The 14,886-nt window shown below is 59.1% G+C and carries 15 protein-coding genes; 6 read left to right on the top strand and 9 right to left on the bottom strand.

Annotated features, from left to right (window positions below):
* Positions 1–208: 208 nt before the first annotated feature.
* Positions 209–1,639: an MmgE/PrpD family protein gene (locus RBB18_RS04095; protein WP_103762711.1), complete on the top strand. Its 1,431-nt coding sequence runs from the start codon at positions 209–211 to the stop codon at positions 1,637–1,639.
* Positions 1,640–1,988: 349 nt separating this feature from the next.
* Here RBB18_RS04095 and RBB18_RS04090 read toward each other — a convergent pair whose 3' ends face one another.
* The 7 genes from RBB18_RS04090 to RBB18_RS04060 form a co-directional block, all read right to left on the bottom strand.
* Complete coding sequence (locus tag RBB18_RS04090) at positions 1,989–3,311, bottom strand: pitrilysin family protein (protein ID WP_306110286.1); 1,323 nt, start codon at positions 3,309–3,311, stop codon at positions 1,989–1,991.
* Positions 3,308–4,642: a pitrilysin family protein gene (locus tag RBB18_RS04085; protein WP_103762713.1), complete on the bottom strand. Its 1,335-nt coding sequence runs from the start codon at positions 4,640–4,642 to the stop codon at positions 3,308–3,310. Before RBB18_RS04085 ends, RBB18_RS04090 begins: the two co-directional genes overlap by 4 nt.
* A 99-nt stretch (positions 4,643–4,741) precedes the next feature.
* Positions 4,742–5,272, bottom strand: coding sequence for a DUF3035 domain-containing protein (locus RBB18_RS04080; protein WP_103762714.1), 531 nt, complete (start codon positions 5,270–5,272; stop codon positions 4,742–4,744).
* A 50-nt stretch (positions 5,273–5,322) separates the two neighbouring features.
* Positions 5,323–5,787 (bottom strand): signal peptidase II, encoded by a 465-nt coding sequence (gene lspA, locus RBB18_RS04075; RefSeq protein WP_103762715.1) that lies wholly within the window; start codon positions 5,785–5,787, stop codon positions 5,323–5,325.
* Between the two features lie 54 nt (positions 5,788–5,841).
* Positions 5,842–7,431 (bottom strand): bifunctional phosphoribosylaminoimidazolecarboxamide formyltransferase/IMP cyclohydrolase, encoded by a 1,590-nt coding sequence (gene purH, locus RBB18_RS04070; protein WP_103762716.1) that lies wholly within the window; start codon positions 7,429–7,431, stop codon positions 5,842–5,844.
* A 37-nt stretch (positions 7,432–7,468) separates the two neighbouring features.
* Entirely contained in the window at positions 7,469–9,211 is a 1,743-nt protein-coding gene (locus RBB18_RS04065) for a heparinase II/III family protein (protein WP_306110285.1), read from the bottom strand.
* A 92-nt stretch (positions 9,212–9,303) separates the two neighbouring features.
* Positions 9,304–10,569 (bottom strand): RsmB/NOP family class I SAM-dependent RNA methyltransferase, encoded by a 1,266-nt coding sequence (locus tag RBB18_RS04060; protein ID WP_306110284.1) that lies wholly within the window; start codon positions 10,567–10,569, stop codon positions 9,304–9,306.
* Positions 10,570–10,636: 67 nt separating this feature from the next.
* Between RBB18_RS04060 and RBB18_RS04055 the strand changes: the two genes are divergently transcribed.
* A complete protein-coding gene (locus RBB18_RS04055; RefSeq protein WP_306110283.1) occupies positions 10,637–10,813 on the top strand; it encodes a DUF1674 domain-containing protein in 177 nt (58 codons plus the stop codon).
* Positions 10,814–10,833: 20 nt separating this feature from the next.
* Here the strand turns inward: RBB18_RS04055 and RBB18_RS04050 are convergent, their stop codons facing one another.
* Positions 10,834–11,187: a dihydrodipicolinate reductase gene (locus RBB18_RS04050; protein WP_103762720.1), complete on the bottom strand. Its 354-nt coding sequence runs from the start codon at positions 11,185–11,187 to the stop codon at positions 10,834–10,836.
* Between the two features lie 53 nt (positions 11,188–11,240).
* On the bottom strand, positions 11,241–12,059 hold the full coding sequence (gene dapB / locus RBB18_RS04045; RefSeq protein ID WP_103762721.1) for a 4-hydroxy-tetrahydrodipicolinate reductase: 819 nt from the start codon (positions 12,057–12,059) through the stop codon (positions 11,241–11,243).
* Positions 12,060–12,143: 84 nt separating this feature from the next.
* Here dapB and rbfA point away from each other — a divergent pair, with 84 nt between their 5' ends.
* The 4 genes from rbfA (at position 12,144) to RBB18_RS04025 (ending at position 14,826) form a co-directional block, all read left to right on the top strand.
* On the top strand, positions 12,144–12,539 hold the full coding sequence (rbfA, locus tag RBB18_RS04040) for a 30S ribosome-binding factor RbfA (RefSeq protein WP_103762722.1): 396 nt from the start codon (positions 12,144–12,146) through the stop codon (positions 12,537–12,539).
* Positions 12,540–12,567: 28 nt separating this feature from the next.
* A complete protein-coding gene (locus RBB18_RS04035) occupies positions 12,568–13,275 on the top strand; it encodes a phosphodiester glycosidase family protein (RefSeq protein WP_306110282.1) in 708 nt (235 codons plus the stop codon).
* 76 nt (positions 13,276–13,351) lie between these two features.
* Positions 13,352–14,272: a tRNA pseudouridine(55) synthase TruB gene (truB, locus tag RBB18_RS04030; protein WP_103762724.1), complete on the top strand. Its 921-nt coding sequence runs from the start codon at positions 13,352–13,354 to the stop codon at positions 14,270–14,272.
* Entirely contained in the window at positions 14,269–14,826 is a 558-nt protein-coding gene (locus RBB18_RS04025; protein ID WP_103762725.1) for a DUF1643 domain-containing protein, read from the top strand. Before truB ends, RBB18_RS04025 begins: the two co-directional genes overlap by 4 nt.
* The last annotated feature ends 60 nt before the right edge of the window (positions 14,827–14,886 follow it).

Genomic DNA, 14,886 nt, shown 5'->3' with positions numbered 1-14,886 from the left:
GATCGATGCCACAAGGCGCAGCAGACCGGAAGCAAGAAATCAGCCAAGTTTGGCGGCGGAAAATCTTGTCCAGCGTTCTCATCCCGCCTGCGAAGATCTGTGCATGGACATCGCATACCAAAAGTAAACGCAAACAGCCTGAAAGGTGCGGAGACTACAACGCAAAGCTTATTGTTTTGGCCAATGGCAAACTCCACGGGGCGCAATCATGAAATCGGCATCGGCGCGCGATAAAGACTCTATCCTTCCTCTCATCGAGTATGCAGCAACGTTTGAAAGCAGAAATGTACCCGAAGCCGTTTTGAAACATACGGCGGACCTCTTTACCGACACCATGGGGTGCATTCTTGCAGGCAGTAGCGCCAGAGGGATCAATGAATTACGGGAAACATTGGCCTTCTGGGGAGGAAGTGGCCACGCCACCGTTTTTTCGTTCGGGGAAAAAACCAGCCCTCTCTCTGCAGCGCTGATCAACTCGGCAATGGGTCACGCCAACGATTTCGATGATACACACGATGATGCTGTGAACCACGGCTGTGTCACCCTGGTTCCCGCACTTCTGGCTACGTGTGAAGTTTTGAAACCTCCAGAAAGCTTCGGCAAGCCGAGCTGGGTTCGTTCCAGAAAAATCAGCGGCCGAGAGTTTATTGCAGCGCTGGCCATAGGCTTGGATATCTCCAATCGGCTAGGCATGGCCTTTATCCGCCACCTTCATGTGGGCTGGCTTCCGACAACCCTATGGGGGCCATTCGCCTGCGCCGGTGCATGTGGACGATTGTTGAAACTTGACCGAGATTCAATGTCGAACGCGTTCGGCTTGGCGTACTCTCAAATTCATGCAAACAGACAGGGTTTGGTTGACGGAGTTCTGGCCAAGAGAATCCAACCCGGCTTCAGCTCTTCGGCCGGTGTTCAATCAGCATTCCTTGCTGCCGGTGGCATCACAGGAGCGAAGAATATCGTAGACGGTCAGTTTGGATTGCGAGAATTGTATGCGAACGGCCAATGTGACCCGACGCACTTGCTCGACCGCATAGGTCTCGATTTTGAGACCGCGAATGTCAGTGTGAAGCCATACCCCTGCTGCCGTTGCTCCCATCCAGTTATCGATGCGGCCCTCCATCTGAGCGCCAAGCATGGCTTCAAATGGCAAGATATCGAAAGTGGGACGATTTTCTTACCGCCTCAATCGATGGGCCAGATCGGTCACACCTTCGTCATTCGAGATAACCCCACAGTAGATGCTCAGTTCAGTGCGCAATACACGGCTGCACTGGCTTTCACGAAGGGTTGGCCGAAAATTGATGATTTCGAAAAGATTAAAATACTGGAAAGAAAAGATGTTATCGGTCTGGCCAAAAGGTTTTCCGTGGAAGAGTTTGAAATGGACGCCGCCAGCGTTGTTCCCGTTGAAATGGAAATCGTGCTTAAAAACGGAAGTAGTTTCCAAACGCGGATTGCAGAGACAAAAGGCAGTCCGGGCAACCCTCTCACGGAAGAAGAGCTGAACTTCAAGTTTCGCGACTGTCTATTTCAGTCTGCAAAAAGTTTTTCCAGTGCGGATTGCGATAGGATTCTGAGCTGTCTCAACAAAATCCTCGAATTCGACGACATCACTGATGTAATCGAGTTGTTTTGACGGGACTTTTGCATTCGCCCGAAGAGTGTAAGTGCAGGCCCTCGTGTCACCAGAAGTTATGCGGCGGCGTTGAAGAAGCCGCCGATGAAGGCGACTTCGCCAATACCGCCTGTTTGCTTGTGATGGATTTAGCCAAGTTTGATGGTCCGGATTGTTGCTATTTCGCTTAGCGTCGCTTTGTCAGCTCAGGCCCGAACTTCTGAACCCAGCGATACACTTTCGATCGATCAACTGTGATGCCGCATGCTCAACCTCAAAAGTCTGAGCTTGGTAAAACCGTTTTTTTATGCATCACTTCCCATAACTGGTCGGCTTGTCAAAATCCGGATCTCAGTTTCCTCGCCAGGTTTTAGTTACTCGTGCCGGTCAATCCTTCTGGTTGACCTGTAACAACGAACGTTAACCTGTTGGGATTAAGACGTTCACGGGCGACCCGATTGATCTCCTCCAATGTGACCGCGTTCACCTTGTCATTGCGGTTGGCGATGTATTCCGTGCCAAGGCCGTCCATCTGCATTCCAACGGCTATGTTGGCTATTGTTCCGTTCCCATCAAACCGAAGGGGATAGGCGCCCGTGAGATAGGTCTTGGCGTCTTCAAGTTCCTCTTCAGTGACGCCGTTCTCGCGCAAGCGCTTCCATTCGGCGGTGATAACTTCAACCGCCTCGGCCACACGGTCATTGGCGGACGCGACGCTGCCCATCCAGACCTGGGCATCATCCCGATCTGCGAGATAGGAATAGACGCCATAGGTCAGCCCCCTTTTTTCCCGGACTTCGGTCATCAGCCGGCTTTCAAAACCGCCGCCACCAAGAATGTGATTCAGGATGAAAGCCGCAAAGAAATCGGGGTCTTCCCGTTCCAGGCCGGGTTGGCCAAAGAGAGCGATAGACTGCGGGGTATCGTAATCCACCACCTTTATGCCACCTGGCAGGTTGAGCGTGGCGTCGTCGGGCAGCGGCGCGCCGGTTTCGGGCAGATCCGACAAGAGCTTATCGAGCAGCGCCGACAGTTCCTCGCTGGTGATGTCGCCCACGGCACTGACATAGAGCCGATCGCGTGCCATGGTTGCCGCGTGTGCTTCAACAATGTCGCTACGGGTCAGTGCAGATACGGTTTCAACAGTTCCATTTTCATCGCTGCCATAAGGATGGTCGCCGTAGACGAGTGAGGAAAAACTGTTGCCAGCAATTTCCTGAGGGTCCTTCGCATCCGACTGGATAATCGAGATGATCTGCGCGCGAACCCGCTCTATCGCTTCCTCGTCGAAGCGCGGATTGATGAGGGTATCGCGCAAAAGCGCCATCGAGGCTTCGCGATTTTCGGTCAGAAACCGGACTGACACCCCTAGCGAGTCGGGTCCCGCGTCATAGGAAAACGAGGTGGCCAACGTTTCGGTTGCACGGGAGAACGCCCGAGCGTCCAGGTCTCCGGCACCTTCCTCGAGAAGACCGGTCATCAGGTTGACGGCGCCACGTTTACCCGGCGCATCCAGCGACGTACCCCCGCGAAAGCGCAATTCGAGAGCGACGAAGGGAATCGAATGATCTTCGACCAACCACGCGTCGATACCGCCCGGTGTGGTAATCTCCTTGATATCTACTTCGGCGCTGGCCGGGAGCCCGGCCAGCAGAACGACAGCAGACAAGATGATTGCGGCAAGGCGGTTCATTGGGTCACCTCCTCTGCAGAAATGTAGCCGGTGACGGAATTGTTGTCCTGAGCGAACAGGTCACGTGCGGCTTTCATCACGTCCTCTTCCGTTACGGCCTGAAGGATATCGGGCCAAGACTGAATATCTTCGACCGTCAGCCCCTGAGTCAGGCCGCGACCATAGAGGTTGGCCAAGGAGCCGACATCGTCGCGCGCATAGATTTGCGCTGCGCGGATGCTGGTCTTGATCCGCTCGAGGCGTTCCGCGTTGAAGCCGTCTTCAAGAAAGGTGGTGATCACATCATCCATCGCCTGCTCGGCTTGTTCGAGGGTGAAGCCGGGTGCGGGTACGACCGTAAGATTGAACGTCGTGTCATCCAGCGCCGTGCCGCCGTAGTACGCTCCGGTATAGACAGCCGTGCGTGTGTCGAATTGGAGCTTCTCGTTAAGGATCGAGGTGGTGCCGTCGCCCAATACGTCGGCCAGGATGGTCAGGGCCGCCGCGGTCTTTTGGTCGCCAGAATCCCGCTCGGGAGCCAAGTAGGACCGTTGAAGGTATGGTTGCGCAACGCGAGCGTCCTGAAAGAGTATCCGTCGCTCGGCCAATTGGCGCGGCTCCTGCGGGCGGTTTCGTTCGGGCAGCGTCGGATTGGCCGGGATGGGTTCATAGTATTCCTGGGCAAGGTCGCGCACTTCGTCGGGCGTTACGTCTCCTGCAACAACAAGGATGGCGTTGTTGGGGGCGTAGTAGGTCTTGTAATAGTCCAGCGCGTCGGCAAGCGACAGATCAACCATCTCGTGCTGCCAGCCGATAATCGGAACGCCATAGCGGTGGTTGAGGTACTGTGCTGCGCCTTGCTGCTCACGGAACAGGGCGGATGGATTGTTTTCGATCCGTTGGTTGCGCTCTTCGATGATGACATCGCGCTCTGTCAGGATGTCTTCCTCGTCGAGCTGGAGGTTGACCATGCGGTCACTTTCCATCTTCATCATAAGCTCAAGCCGGTCGGCGGCCACGCGCTGAAAATAGGCGGTATAGTCATAGCTCGTAAACGCGTTGTCGGAACCCCCGTTGCGGGCAACGGTGGAAGAGAACTCTCCCGGTGCCATGTTCTTGGTTCCCTTGAACAGGAGATGCTCGAGAAAATGCGCCACGCCCGAGACCCCCGGGTTCTCATCAGCGGAGCCTGCGCGGTACCAAACCATGTGCATCACGACAGGTGCGCGGTGGTCCTCGATGACGACGACATCCATGCCGTTTTTCAGTGAAAACGTGGTGACCATGTCATCAGCTGCGGCCGATGCGGCAGACATAACGAAAAGGCACACGCCGGATAGCCAATTGCGCATGGGGGACTCCCTTAAAGAATGCGAACACATTGCAGGGTAGATACGCCGCCCACGAGACGATTCAACAGTTCTGACCTTGTTGTGAGCGGTCGGCTGGTGTCAGCGCCTTGTACCAGCCGGCGGATATGAGGGTGTGGGAACCCCGATCCGGCGCAAGCGAGTCGCCTCGGCGCTCGAATCCAGCCACTGGCGCTTATACGCGAGGTTATAGTCATCATTCCTGCCGATATTCAGGATGTTGACACGGCCGCGCTGGCGGCGGATCTCGACATCCTCGCGCGCGAGGGTCTGGCGGATGCCCGGCACGACGCCGAATCGGTTGGCATAGTTCACGAGGCCACCGTCGGCGCGTCCGATCCCGGTGTTGGCCAGCGCAGCGGGATTGCCACCAAGCGCGGCCACGCTGTCACCGCGCGGTGTGGGGTCGGTGATGTTGGTGCCGCCAGGCGTGGGTGCGGGCAAGGCGCGATAGCTATCAGGAGCCTGGAGAGGCTTTCCGGGGACGATGTTGAACTCTTCGGGTCCGTTGCCCGTGTTCTTGATCCGCGAAAGCGTGATGTCCCTGTCACGACCACCACAGGCGGAGACCGCCATCGCGAGGGTCAAGACCAAAATCGCCGGAAGTTTCATTGCCCACTCCTGCTCCGTTCCGTCAGACTTACCCTATTCGCTCCGGAACGTCACGCCGCCTTTTTACTGTCCGAGCTGAAGATTACCATGCCAAAGGCACCAATGAAAACCGCGATATCGGCTACGTTGAACGAGGTCGGGTTAGTGAAGCCGCAACATGACATGTTCAGGAAGTCCGCAACGGCGCCGTAGATAAGGCGGTCGATGACGTTGCCGAGAGCCCCCCCCACCAAAAGACCTGCCGAAATCTGCTGCCAGCGGCCATGCGGGTCGGTCCAGACCCACCACAAAACCGCCCCTACAATCACCAGAGCGACCACAATCCAGATCCAGGGGCTGGCCCCGGCGAAGGCGCCGAAGTTGATGCCGGTGTTCCAGGCCATTTCGAGGTTCAGATAGGGCGGCAGGACCTCGATCGAGCGCACTGTCTTGAGGTCCAGGATCTGGACGATCCAGTATTTAGTGATCTGATCGAGTACGAAAATGATACCCGCGACCCACGCAAGCGTGCGCATACTGCTCTCCTTCAAGGCCCGCTTGCATGTGCCGGCCGCTTATCGTTTCGGTTCTTAGTGCCGGAAATGGCGCATGCCGGTCAAGACCATGGCGAGCCCGGCCTCGTCGGCGGCGGCGATCACCTCGTCGTCACGCATAGAACCGCCCGGTTGGATTACTGCGGTCGCGCCGGCCTCGGCGGCTGTCAGCAAGCCGTCGGGAAAGGGAAAGAACGCGTCGGACGCCACCACGCTGCCCTGGGTGAGCGGCGCGGAGAGACCCAGCTCCGCAGCCATATCCTGCGATTTGCGGGCGGCGATGCGGCAACTGTCGACGCGGCTCATCTGGCCCGCGCCGACGCCCACGGTCGCGCCATCCTTGACGTAGACGATGGCGTTGGATTTCACGTGCTTGGCGACCTTCCAGGCGAACAGCATGTCAGCCATTTCCTGGTCCGACGGCGCGCGCTTGGTCACAACCTTGAGGTCGTCCGCCGACACCTGCCCGCTGTCCTTGTCCTGCATGAGGTAGCCGCCCGAGACCTGCTTGAGCATCAACGCGGCCTGGGCCGGGTCGGCAAGGCCATCGGTGGTGAGCAGGCGTAGGTTTTTCTTCGTGGCGAAAACAGCCCTGGCGTCGTCGTCGGCGCCAGGCGCGATCACCACTTCGGTGAAGATGCCGGCAATCTCTTCAGCGGTGGCGCCATCAAGCGGCTGGTTCAGCGCGATGATGCCGCCGAAGGCTGAAGTACGGTCGCAGTCAAAGGCGCGCATGTAAGCCTCTTTCAGCGTGCTGGCGCGGGCCACGCCGCAGGGGTTGGCGTGTTTGATGATGGCGCAGGCGGGGCCGTCGACGGGGGCGAACTCGCTGACCAGCTCAAACGCTGCGTCGGTGTCGTTGATGTTGTTGTAGCTGAGTTCCTTGCCCTGCACCTGTTGTGCCGTCGCGACGCCGGGACGGGCGGAGCCGTCGGTGTAGAACGCCGCACTTTGATGCGGGTTCTCGCCATAGCGCAGGGTTTGCGCCAGCTGTCCGGCCACGGCGCGGCGGCGCGGAGCGGTCTCGTTCAGGGCTCCGGCCATCCAGCCCGAGACGGCGGCATCATACGCGCCGGTGCGCGCATAGGCGTTGAGCGCCAGTTTTTGGCGGAAAGCATAGGTTGTCTGACCATCATGGGTGTCCAGCTCGGCCAGCAGGGCCTTGTAATCCTGAACATCCACGACGACGTTGACGAAGGCGTGGTTCTTGGCCGCCGCGCGGATCATGGCCGGGCCACCGATGTCGATATTCTCGATGCAGGTGTCATAGTCGGCGCCCTTGGCGACGGTTTCCTCGAACGGGTAGAGGTTCACCACCAGCAGGTCGATGGGGCCGATGCCGTGCTCGTCCATCGATGCCCGGTGGTCGTCATTGTCGCGCAGCGCCAGAAGCCCGCCATGCACCATCGGGTGGAGCGTCTTGACGCGTCCGTCCATCATTTCTGGAAAGCCCGTCACTTCGGCCACATCTTTTACGTCGAGTCCCGCGTCGCGCAGCGTTTTGGCGCTGCCGCCGGTGGACAGCAACTCCACATCGCGTTTGGCTAGCGCATGGCCCAAATCGACCAGACCGGTCTTGTCGGAAACGGAAAGCAGCGCGCGGCGCAGGGGGGCGAGATCGGTCATTGGGCAACCTGTCCTTGTGGCAGTCTATGGGTATCGTTCAACTGAGCGCCACTGGTTTTCGTCCGTCTTCTGCCAGATCGCGCACGCCGATCGGAGAGTCCTGCGGTTTGGCCAGTGACCACCTTGTGCGCGTCGCATACTCCATTGCGCGGCCGGATAGAACGATTTGTTTGGTCGCACGTGGCTTCAGCCTGCCGGATTCCAGATAAACGCTTGATTCTACGGACAGGCTGGTGCTGCCATCACCTCGGAAGATCCATATTTCACCGCTTTTCAACGCCATCGAGACGGCAGTTCCACCCATATCGACAGAGACATCGACATCGGGATGCAGGTGAAACCGGATGTCAAACGGAACGCCCCTTAGCTTCATCGCATCGATGGCACGATCAAAAAGCTTTTTGTCTGAGTCCTCCAAGGCAAGAAGCATATCCTCGCCCGCGATGCCGCGTCCGTCAAACGTCATTTCCAGCTTGCGCACGTGTGTAAGTCCGTATCCCCGGACATAACCGTCGTGACCGCCTTCGAATGTCAGGCCATCCGGCGCGTGGTTCACCCTGATCGGAACGTCCCGGGGGCCTTCGACCAGATAGTCCTGCTTTTGCGGTCCCTTCCCGAGGCGGCTGCTGGATTGGCCGTTAAGCACAAGGGTCGAATGTGACGGCGTGGCCCGTCCGGCGCGACGCCAGGCAGTACCGAAAGTGGCACCGCTACCGCAATTCACGATCAACGGCCGCCGCCCTGCCGTCAATTCAAACGCGAGTGTGGAGGCATGCGCGCTGGCAGACGCCTTCGCTTGGGGTGGAACGGCGGCGTCGATGATCAGGGAGCTGCGCCCCGCGCTGAGCCGAGCAAACCCCATGGACAGGCCGTTTGCATGGCGCCCTTTTATCTGGCTTGCCGCAAGCGCGGCATCGAGCCGACCGTCAATTCCCCGCCCTCCGCCGTGAAAGCAGGCAAGCCCGCCGTCGGCATGGCGAAGGGTGCGCAGCGTGGGGCTGATGCGTTCGATGGCCGTCCAGTGCGCGGGCAAGGGGTTTTGCCCGGCCTCGGTCAAGGTTTCGGCGGCCCAGGTCAGCAGCGTGAAGACTTCCAGCAGTTCTTCAGGGTTTCGGGTCGGCAGACCTCCCTGTTCATCAATCTGACGCGCGCACTCACGGGCCAGGGCGACCGACGCCGGGCCTACATTCGCCGATAACCCCTCAAGGGAAAGGCCGGCGTAGACAAGGCCGGTCAGAGCCTCGAACCGGGGAAGCCCGGGTGCGGTTGCACGCCAACGCCGCGCAAGGAACTGCGTTTGCTGCGAGAGCGATCGCAAAAATAGATCGGATTGCGCCTGTGTTCGGCCCGACAGCAAAAAAATCGCATGATTGATCCAGCGGATGACGCGCCGCCCTGCAAGATCAGGTGTCCAGCCGGGGCCACGCCCGCGCCCATAAAGTTCGATCCAGCGCCAGAGCCAGTCTTGCGCACAGGAACGTGCCTTGGCATCCCCGGCTGCCGCAAGGTCGTCCAGCCATGTAAAGCCATGTACTTCTCGGGAAAAAGCAGTGTCCGGAGGGTGGATATCCCACGGCGACTTTTCGGAGTCCCGCACAAGGGTGCCCGCAAACAGGAAGTTCCCGGCGCAAAGCTGCCGGCCCCGGGCGAAGCTGCCGATGGTACGTGGGTCGGGCTGTGACAGGAATGCAGTTATACGGCCGCCGAACGTTGCCCGGCGAGCCGCCAGACGATTGAGCAGCCGCGTTACGCGCGGTATATCTTGATCGGGTGTCGACATCGGTTCCCAGCCTCGGCACGCTCTTTTTGGCGCTGTTTGGCAAGTATACTCTGCCCAGCAGCTCAAGTCACGGAGGAACGCGACAGGCTTGCCTAGTCCCGGTGCAGTACCGCGATATAAAACCCGTCCATTCCGCCAAGATCGGGCCAGTAGTCCGGTCGCAGGCGAAGGCCGCCTTCCTCGGTACGCCAGTCAGTCTCGATGCCGGGCAAGTCGAGCGCCGAGCGGTCTGTCTGCAGGCCGGAATGACGGGCAAGCGCGTCCTCGATCTGGACTTCACCTTCGTCCGGCAGAAGCGAGCAGGTGCAGAAGACAAGCCGGCCACCGGGCTTCAGAAGGGTAAGCGCGTGATCGAGCATTTTCGCCTGCAATTCGATCAGCGCGCCGAACTCCGAGCCGTCCTTGGCGTAGGGCAGGTCGGGATGGCGGCGGATCGTGCCTGTAGCGGAACACGGCGCATCGACAAGGATGGCGTCAAAAGGAGCCTGTTGGTACTCAAGAGCATCGCCAACGACCAGATCGGCGACAAGCTGGGTTCTGCTGAGATTTTCAGACACGCGTTCCATCCGCTTTTCCGAAATATCCAGCGCAGTGACTTGCGCGCCTGCCGCAGCGAGTTGCAGCGTCTTGCCGCCAGGTGCGGCACAGAGATCGAGAACGCGCTCACCCGCCTTTGGCGTGAGAATACGCGCGGGCATGGCGGCTGCAACGTCCTGCACCCACCAGGCGCCATCCGCAAAACCGGGAAGGGCAGAGACCTGACCCGGGTCCGTCAGTCGCAGTGAACCGCTCGGCAAAACCGCCGCGCCCAGTCGCTCGGCCCATTCGTGAGGGTCTTCGTCTGGTTTCAGTGTCAGGTCGACGGGGGCACCTGCAAACTGCGCATTTTCCATCGCCGCGACCGCACCGTTGCCCCACGCTTGGACGAGTGGCTCGCGCAACCAACCGGGCATGCGAGGGATGCGCAGGTCTTTCCAAGGCTTGCCGGCGTCGCCCGCCATCTGTCGCAGAATTGCATTTACCAGCCCGCGCAAGCGCTTGTAGCGTGGATGCGTTCCAACGAGCGAGACCAGTTCGTCCACCACGCCGTGTGCGTCCCCGCCCATGCAAAGTTCGACCGTGCCGAGGCGGAGGATGTTCATTACGTGCAGTTGCGGTGTCTTGCGCAACTGGCGGGCCAACAGACGGTCGGCCCGGTCGATACCGCGCAGCGTGTCGCTGGCCAGACGTAATGCGCGCGCGCGATCCGCAGGTGAAAGGCGCGAGAGCGGAGCGTTGAGCTCAGCCAGAAGGCGGCCTTCCCCCATGACCTTATCAAGCAGGGCCACGGCGGTACTGCGGGGGGTGGGCGAGGGCATGTCAGTTCCTTGGCCTTTGAACAGAACGCGCCTATATCAGGCGTACCCAGAGGAAGGAAGCCCGGCCATGACAGCCGAAAGCAAGGACCTGCCCCCCGAAGCGAAACGCGCCTTGGCAGAGGCCGAGGAACGTCGCAAGGCGGCTGAAGAAATCAATATGCCGACCGAGTTGGGCGGGCGGAAAGGCCCCGAACCAGTGCGCTTCGGGGACTGGGAGAAGAAGGGCATTGCCATCGACTTCTGAGCAATACCCCGCCTAACACACTAACGCAGGTTTAGATCTGCATACTCTCCGGCGCCTTGGTCAGAGATGAAACGGACCGTGGAACCCTGAACCTTTACCGCCTGGCAGTTTGGACCAAGATTTCTCTGACCCCAGTATAGATCGCGACAGAAATAGCCCGATTTCCATTGCCAAGCACCTGTAACCGGGCGACCAAAAGCCTTTCCCTTGATTTGGCCGGAAGGCGTCACAGTAAGGTTGATACCAAGCCGGGTGAGGTTCCGATCAGCAACGACCGACAAGAATTCAGACTTATTGTCGATCTGGTCGAACTCCTCCGCGATGGCTGGTCCGCTGGCAAACGCAGCGATTAACGCAATAACAGTCAGGCGCATTTTCTGGCTCCCGTAACAAACAATATCTAATACGGGGCACTGGCGGGTCTGGATTAGTTTTCGTTCAACCCCAGTACGTCCAACATGTCGTATTCGCCTGGTTTGCGTCCCTGACCCCACAAAGCGGCCTTCAAGGCACCTCGGGCGAAGACAGCGCGGTCAGAAGCAACGTGACGCAGAATGATGCGTTCGCCCTCTGTCGCGAACATCACGTCATGCTCACCCACGATATCGCCGCCCCGAATGGCGGTGAAGCCGATATGACCAGGCTTGCGAGCGCCCGTAATGCCGTCGCGGCCCCGGTCGGCATTCTGTTCCAGCAATATTCCGCGCCCGTCGGCGGCCGCCTGTCCGAGCATGAGTGCGGTGCCAGAAGGCGCATCGACCTTCTTGTTGTGATGTGCCTCGATCACTTCGATATCGTAATCCTCGTCCAGGGCGGCGGCGACTTTCTTTGTCAGTTGAACGAGCAGGTTGACGCCAAGGCTCATGTTGCCAGCACGGATGATGGTCGCGTGCCGGCCGGCCGCGGAAATCTTTGAAAGATCGTCATTGGCAAGGCCGGTGGTGCCAATGACGTGAACGCATCGTGCCTGCGCTGCCAATGCTGCGAACTCGACCGTGGCTGTAGGCGCCGTGAAATCCAGCACGGCATGTGCTTTCGAAATTGTTTCCAGTGGATCGTCTGACACAAAAATGCCCACAGGCGCACCGCCCATCGCTTCGCCTATGTCTTTACCAATCCAGGCGTGACCGCTTCGTTCCAGCACGCCGATAAGTCGCGCGCGTTCCGAGGCTTGCACCGTCTCGATCAGCATTTGGCCCATGCGACCGGAGGCGCCCGTCACTACGATACCTGGCAGGTCGGTCATGTCATTCTCCGTCTTACTGTTTGCATTCCTTAACTCGGTGATCATCGCTTGGCAAAGCCATGCACAAGGCTTAGATGCATTCTTATGGCAAAGAACAAGTTCCATGATGGGCCCGGACCGTCGCAGCGGCAATTACGGGTTGGAGAGTTGATACGCCGGACGCTGGCCGATGTGCTTGCGCGCGGTGATATCCATGACCCCGACCTGAACCGTCTCTCGGTTACGGTGGGCGAGGTGCGCACATCGCCCGATCTGAAGGTGGCGACGGCATATGTTCTGCCTCTTGGCGGTCATGGCAAGTCCGACGTGCTGGAGCTTTTGGGTCGCAACAAGGGCGAGTTGCGCCGAATCATCGGCAAAAAGGTTGGTCTGAAATTCGCACCGGAATTGCGGTTCCGGCTGGATGAAACGTTCGACCAGCTTGATGAGACGCGGCGACTGTTCGCGCAGGACGCCGTACGGCGCGACGTCGAGAACTGAGCCAATGTGGCGCGTGGTGCTTTTGGGGATGACGCTGATGGCCGGGCCGGCTTCGGCCGTCGAGTGCCAGCAGATCAGCTATGACGGTGCGCGTTTTACCACCTGCAAGGTCGACGTGGGCAAAGACAATTTGCGCCTTTTTCTGAATGACCCGATGTCCGGTGACCCGTTAGGCAGCTTTTCCAGCGTGGAGCGCAATGTGCGCGGAGAGGGCGGCGAGCTTTTGTTCGCGATGAACGCGGGAATGTACCATCAGGACCGAAGCCCGGTCGGGTACTATGTCGAGAACGGTAAAGAAACGAAGCCATTGGTGATGCGGGACGGACCAGGGAACTTTGGTCTGTTGCCGAACGGGGTCTTCTGCATCCGGCCAAATCGCACGGACGTGTTCGAAACGCGACGCTTCGACCGGGACAAGCCCGACTGTAGTTTCGCAAGCCAGTCGGGGCCGATGCTGGTGATCGATGGCAAGCTGCATCCACGTTTTCTCAAAAACAGCGACAGCCTTTATGTGCGCAATGGCGTGGGCTCTTCTGCCGACGGACGCACGGTATGGTTCGTCATTTCCGAGGACAGGGTGAACTTTCATACCTTTGCCAAGGTTTTTCGTGATCTTCTGAAGACGCCGCAGGCGCTGTATTTTGATGGCAACATCTCGCGGCTATTTGCGCCTCAACTGGGGCGGCATGACGGCGGTTTCCCGATGGGGCCTATCGTAGGCGTTGTCGCCGATTGAGCGCCGCTTGACGAATTGACTTGCACGGGGTGCTGCGATACGCGGCGATCTTTACACAGGCTAAGGCAGGAAGGTCATGGGGCGCAAACGCAAGGGACGTGATATTTCGGGCTGGTTGATCGTGGACAAGCCGTCAGGCGTTACTTCGACCGCAGTGGTCAACAAGGTACGATGGGCGCTTCAGGCCAAAAAGGCTGGCCATGCAGGAACACTGGATCCCGATGCGACAGGTGTGCTTGCGGTGGCGCTGGGCGAGGCGACAAAAACCGTGCCGTTCATCACCGATGCGTTGAAAGCTTATCGATTTCTCGTGCGTTTGGGGCAGGCGACCAACACCGATGATGCGGAGGGTGAGGTTGTGGCCGAAAGCAGCGAACGGCCGAGCGATGAAGATATTAAGAGCGCGCTTTCCCGGTTCGTTGGTGACATCCAGCAGGTGCCGCCAAAATTCTCGGCGGTGAAGATCGATGGTGAAAGGGCCTACAAGCGCGCCCGGGAAGGTGAAGAGTTCGAAGTCTCGGCGCGACCGCTTTGGGTGGAGGAATTACTGCTGACCGACCGGCCGGATGCCGATACGGTCGAGCTGGAAATGATCTGTGGCAAAGGCGGCTACGTGCGGTCCATTGCGCGCGACCTTGGCGAGGCGCTGGGGTGCTACGGGCATGTCGCTAGCCTGCGGCGAATTTGGTCCGGCCCTTTCTGTACTGCGGATGGCGTGACGATGGAACAGGTTGAAGCGATGGCACACGATCCTGCGCTGGACGCCTATTTGCGGCCTTTGGAAGAAGGCCTGAGCGAGCTGCCGCGAGTCAGTTGCAATGAGATGAGCGCAGCCCGGCTAAGGCATGGCAATCCTGCTCCGGTGATTGGTGGCGATGTCGAATATGGTGGTGAATGCTGGGCCGCGCTGAAGGGCCAAGCCGTGGCGGTGGGGCACTTCAAGGGCGGTGACCTGTATCCCAGCCGGGTGTTCAACGTCGCCCCGATGGCGCAATGAAGCAAGCTGCTCACGATCCTGGTGGCAAGGTGCGCCTTCGCTTGCCAGACGGTGTTGTCGGTGAGGCGCAGTTTTCGGATTGCGGGCGATACCGGCAGTCCCTGACGCGAGACTGGACGCCGAAAGACGCAGACCCTCGCGCGGTGCTGTTTATCGGTATGAATCCATCGGTTGCAGATGAGTCTACCTCGGATCCTACATGTCATCGGGAACTGATGTTCGCACGCGATTGGGGGTTCACCCGCTACCTCAAAGGGAACGTGCTTGACTGGCGGGCAACCTCACCAAAGGATATTCCACACGATCCCGGTCTCGCGTGCAGCACGGACAACATTCCCGCGCTGGTCGAAATGGCTATGGATGCAGAGATGATTGTTCTGGCCTACGGCAAGCTGCACAATCGGTTTGCGCCGTTGGTGCACGAAGCGCTGTCTGCTGTTGCAGCAACGGGACAGCCGTTGAAATGCTTAGGATTGAACAAGGATGGCTCAGCCAAGCATCCGCTTTACCTGCGGAAGGATACGGCTCTGCAAGAGTTCCCGACGCCGTTTTGAATGGTGGTCGCTTCGAAACGAAAACGGGCACTTTGTAAAAGCGCCCGTTTCCCGTTCTGA

It is taken from the genome of Roseovarius sp. MMSF_3298, from assembly GCF_030733705.1.
Lineage (GTDB): Bacteria > Pseudomonadota > Alphaproteobacteria > Rhodobacterales > Rhodobacteraceae > Roseovarius > Roseovarius confluentis.
This window is presented reverse-complemented; position numbering and strand designations above follow the sequence as displayed.

Coding starts and splice junctions, on each gene's coding strand:
- RBB18_RS04095 (WP_103762711.1), top strand. CDS start 209: ATGAAATCGGCATCGGCGCGCGATAAAGACTCTATCCTTCCTCTCATC.
- RBB18_RS04090 (WP_306110286.1), bottom strand. CDS start 3,311: ATGAACCGCCTTGCCGCAATCATCTTGTCTGCTGTCGTTCTGCTGGCC.
- RBB18_RS04085 (WP_103762713.1), bottom strand. CDS start 4,642: ATGCGCAATTGGCTATCCGGCGTGTGCCTTTTCGTTATGTCTGCCGCA.
- RBB18_RS04080 (WP_103762714.1), bottom strand. CDS start 5,272: ATGAAACTTCCGGCGATTTTGGTCTTGACCCTCGCGATGGCGGTCTCC.
- lspA (WP_103762715.1), bottom strand. CDS start 5,787: ATGCGCACGCTTGCGTGGGTCGCGGGTATCATTTTCGTACTCGATCAG.
- purH (WP_103762716.1), bottom strand. CDS start 7,431: ATGACCGATCTCGCCCCCCTGCGCCGCGCGCTGCTTTCCGTTTCCGAC.
- RBB18_RS04065 (WP_306110285.1), bottom strand. CDS start 9,211: ATGTCGACACCCGATCAAGATATACCGCGCGTAACGCGGCTGCTCAAT.
- RBB18_RS04060 (WP_306110284.1), bottom strand. CDS start 10,569: ATGCCCTCGCCCACCCCCCGCAGTACCGCCGTGGCCCTGCTTGATAAG.
- RBB18_RS04055 (WP_306110283.1), top strand. CDS start 10,637: ATGACAGCCGAAAGCAAGGACCTGCCCCCCGAAGCGAAACGCGCCTTG.
- RBB18_RS04050 (WP_103762720.1), bottom strand. CDS start 11,187: ATGCGCCTGACTGTTATTGCGTTAATCGCTGCGTTTGCCAGCGGACCA.
- dapB (WP_103762721.1), bottom strand. CDS start 12,059: ATGACCGACCTGCCAGGTATCGTAGTGACGGGCGCCTCCGGTCGCATG.
- rbfA (WP_103762722.1), top strand. CDS start 12,144: ATGGCAAAGAACAAGTTCCATGATGGGCCCGGACCGTCGCAGCGGCAA.
- RBB18_RS04035 (WP_306110282.1), top strand. CDS start 12,568: ATGACGCTGATGGCCGGGCCGGCTTCGGCCGTCGAGTGCCAGCAGATC.
- truB (WP_103762724.1), top strand. CDS start 13,352: ATGGGGCGCAAACGCAAGGGACGTGATATTTCGGGCTGGTTGATCGTG.
- RBB18_RS04025 (WP_103762725.1), top strand. CDS start 14,269: ATGAAGCAAGCTGCTCACGATCCTGGTGGCAAGGTGCGCCTTCGCTTG.